The organism is Rothia sp. HMSC068F09 (assembly GCF_001812775.1).
Lineage (GTDB): Bacteria > Actinomycetota > Actinomycetes > Actinomycetales > Micrococcaceae > Rothia > Rothia mucilaginosa_A.
Genome location: NZ_KV810422.1, coordinates 1 through 3,529, shown reverse-complemented (window position 1 = coordinate 3,529; position 3,529 = coordinate 1). Strand labels below are relative to the sequence as shown.

The window sequence follows — 3,529 nt, the reverse complement described above, 5'->3', positions numbered from 1 at the left end:
CTCGAAGGATCACACGGTGACCGCACCCATATCAAACGGGCCGACCACCCACGGTTACACCACTATGCGGGACGCTACTTGACAGGCAAACTCAAGCCTCGTTAATATTACATGGTTTGCCAGACCGAATTAACAAAGGAGGGGTGTCGTGGTTGGTCTTTTCCGCACGTGGATGAGCGCCTAGAAAGCGGCGCTGTTGTGGCGTCGCGCTGTTTTTCTGCACGCCATTTCACGATTGGACATAACCATGATATTTGAAACCTCTCGGGGCAGGTCTGTTCTGCTGTGCCATTCATGGCAATTCAAGCTTTGTTTCGTATGGGGCGGGGAGCTCGTTTCGACATTGACGAGTTCGATTCTCCAAATGGGTCTTATTTGGCATCTCGCCCTCACGACAGGGTCGTCTTCTCTCCTCTCCTTAGCATCGCTGGCAGGCTTTCTGCCGATTGCTTTGTTCGGAATCCTTGCGGGCGCCGTTGTCGACAGACTGCCTTTGAAACGTGTCCTCATCGGCACCGACCTCTTCATTGCCGCGGTGGGTGCCGCCTTGGCGATTGCCTCGTTGGCCGGCAGCTTACCTGCATGGCTAATTCTCATCGCCCTGTTTCTCCGTGCAGTTGGTACTTCGTTCTACACGCCAGCCTCCCAATCTCTCACGCCCCATCTCGCCCCGCCAGAGCATCTCGTTCGCCTATCGGGGGTGACTCAGGCGATTCAGTCCGGCGGATACATTCTTGGCGCCGCGCTTGCAGCAGTGATTTATCCCGTGGCGGGCATTACCGCTATGATTGTCCTCGACGTGCTGGGAGCGCTTTTCGCTTCTTTAGCCGTCCTCGCCGCACAGATAGACGCAGGGGGCCTCGATGAAGCCGACCGCAGCTTGTCCTTTTCCAATAAGGTTCGAGAGCTCTTCTCTGAGATTTCGGACGGCTACAAGCTGATTAGGGAGTACAGGGGGCTGTTCGCCCTTCTTTGGTGCGGGTTCGTCTTCGCTTTCGCGTTCTCTCCGCTCGCGGCATTGTTCCCAATAATGACCTTGGGGCATTTTGGCGGTAGCACGGGGGATGCCGCTTTGGTGGAAATCCTTTTTTCTGCAGGCATGCTGGCTGGGTCCGGCATTTTGGCGGCCACGGGAGGGTTCCGCAATAGGTCGTTCACCATGGTCGCCGCGATTGCCGGCTTCGGCATTGCCGCAATCGTATCCGGATCGCTCGGCCCGTCATTGTTCGCTGCTTTCCTGCCGGTGAGCTTTCTTATGGGCGCATGCTCCCCGTTGTACGCGGGAACCCAGACTGCCCTTATGCAGGAGCAGATACCTCCTGAGTACCTAGGCCGCGTTTTCGGCCTCTACGGAACCATCATGGCGTGGGCCATGCCCATGGGCCTCGCAGCCCCCTCCGTTTTTGCGGATCTGCTTGGAGCTCCGTTATGGTTCGTCGGCTCTGGAGCGACCATGGTACTGCTTGCGATGGCTATGCTGCTTGCTCCGAGCGTCCGAAACGCGGGGAAAAGAGATACCGGGCAGATTCAATAGCCCAAGTATTCGAAAAAAAGAGGCAGCAGCCATCGGTTCAAGCGTCAGCCTTCAAGCCCTTGCGACGACGAGGTATTGCACCGACATTCCGCATCGCGCTCCTTATTCGTCGCCAACTATCATTTTCGGATTTGCCGGCTTGCGCAAGGTCAAAACGCTCGCGCCGGCAATTGGGCAAAGGCGAAAAATCGACGTGAGCAATCTTTTTTGGCATGGCTGCGCTTCCAGTAAAACGCTAATACACAAAAGGCGGTTCAACCTATGGAACTCATAGTCAAAGCTAAAGACATCTTTTTGGAATATGCCGGCCGCGATATCCTAGATATCGAAGAGTTGGAAATCTACTCCTACGATCGCATCGGCTTGGTGGGAGACAATGGCGCAGGCAAAACCAGCCTGCTTAAAATTCTGAGCGGCAATCTTACCATTGCGGACGCCGACGTCAGGCGCTTCGGCAGCATTGCCCTCATCGGCCAACTCGATGAACTCGACCTTGATGCGGCTCAGGACAGTGGTGAGATGCTCTCCCGTCTCAACGTCGCCGGAGTGGCGCAGGAGACGATGAGCGGCGGGGAGGAAACACGCGCCAAGATTGCCTCTGCACTCTCCCAGCATGCAAGCGCGATCTTCGCCGACGAGCCTACGAGCCACCTCGACCAAGACGGCATCCGCCTTCTCGTCGGACAACTCAAGGCATTTGATGGGGCTCTGCTCATCGTGAGCCATGACCGTCATTTTCTCGACCAGGTGGTAGACAAGATCTGGGAGCTCAAAGACGGCGGTATTTCCGAATTCTGGGGTGACTACTCCGACTATCTGCGACAGAAAGAAGAAGAGCGCAAAGCTCAGGCGACTCGATACGAAGAGGCGATGCGCGAGCGCGATCGCCTCGAAGCCGCCATCGAAAAACAACGGAAAAAAGCACGGCAGGTCGACGCCAAGCGGAAGGCTGCGAAAAAAAGCAACGAGTATGCAGGTCGATTGGGGCATCAGAAAGCAACCGGCACCAAACAGAAGAGGATGTACCAGGCGGCTAAGGACATGGAGAAGCGCCTCGAAGCGCTCGAAGGGATTGAGGCCCCAGATAGCATTCGCGCCGTGCGGTTCCGCCAGAGCAAGGCCCTGGAACTGCATAGTAAATTTCCCATCTCGGCAGACGATTTCAGCTTGAGCTTCGGCAACTGCATGCTCTATGACCACGCGAAATTCGAGATACCGCTCGGTGCCAAAGTGGCCATCACCGGTGGCAACGGTACAGGAAAGACCAGCCTGCTGAAGGCAATCGCTCGACGCGCCGACGGTATCAACATCTCTCCCAAGGCAGAGATCGGTTACTTCGAGCAAACAGGCTACAAGTTCGACGCCCGTCAGTCTGCGATCTCGTTCATGCAGGATGGTTGCGAGTACAGCATGACCGAAATTCGAGGCATCCTCGCCTCTATGGGAATCGGACCGCGCGACCTGACAAAGGACGTTGGCGTTCTCTCGGGAGGCGAAGTCATCAAGCTGCTACTCGCGAAGATGCTGCTGGGCAGATACAACATCTTGCTCATGGACGAGCCTGGAAATTACCTGGACATCAAGAGCGCCGAAGCCCTCGAGCAGATGATGAGCGCCTATGCCGGAACGATAGTGTTCGTCTCCCACGATAAGAGGCTGGTCGAGAACGTCGCAGACATTGTCTACGAAATAAAGGACACCAAGCTAGTCAAAATCTTTCAGCGCGAATAGCCCTAAATGAGCAAGAAATAATCCCCGAACGGAGACAAGGGAGTAAAACGGCAAAGAAAGAGCCTCCGTCCCAACGCAGGGAACGGAGGCTCTTTAATCGCTTTTACTCATCTCCGTCGCTGGTGGCTTTGTCATGACTCTCGTACGAAACGAAACTCAGCGGCACAGTGCGGCACTCAAAATCGCAGGTCAGAACCCTATCGGCCTACTCCCACTCGATGGCTTCAGTTTTACTGGCTCTTCCGAGTTGAGTGTGGGTGACCG

At 55.7% G+C, this 3,529-nt stretch carries 2 protein-coding genes; both read left to right on the top strand.

Annotated features, from left to right (window positions below; translation table 11 throughout):
* Positions 1-247 precede the first annotated feature (247 nt).
* Complete coding sequence (locus tag HMPREF2874_RS03635) at positions 248-1,534, top strand: MFS transporter (RefSeq protein ID WP_070648984.1); 1,287 nt, start codon at positions 248-250, stop codon at positions 1,532-1,534.
* Between the two features lie 261 nt (positions 1,535-1,795).
* Positions 1,796-3,265 (top strand): ribosomal protection-like ABC-F family protein, encoded by a 1,470-nt coding sequence (gene abc-f / locus HMPREF2874_RS03630; protein WP_005987409.1) that lies wholly within the window; start codon positions 1,796-1,798, stop codon positions 3,263-3,265.
* Positions 3,266-3,529 lie beyond the last annotated feature (264 nt).

What these genes read in the sequence shown, in the direction of transcription:
- HMPREF2874_RS03635 (WP_070648984.1), top strand. Translation starts at nt 248, where the DNA reads ATGATATTTGAAACCTCTCGGGGCAGGTCTGTTCTGCTGTGCCATTCA.
- abc-f (WP_005987409.1), top strand. Translation starts at nt 1,796, where the DNA reads ATGGAACTCATAGTCAAAGCTAAAGACATCTTTTTGGAATATGCCGGC.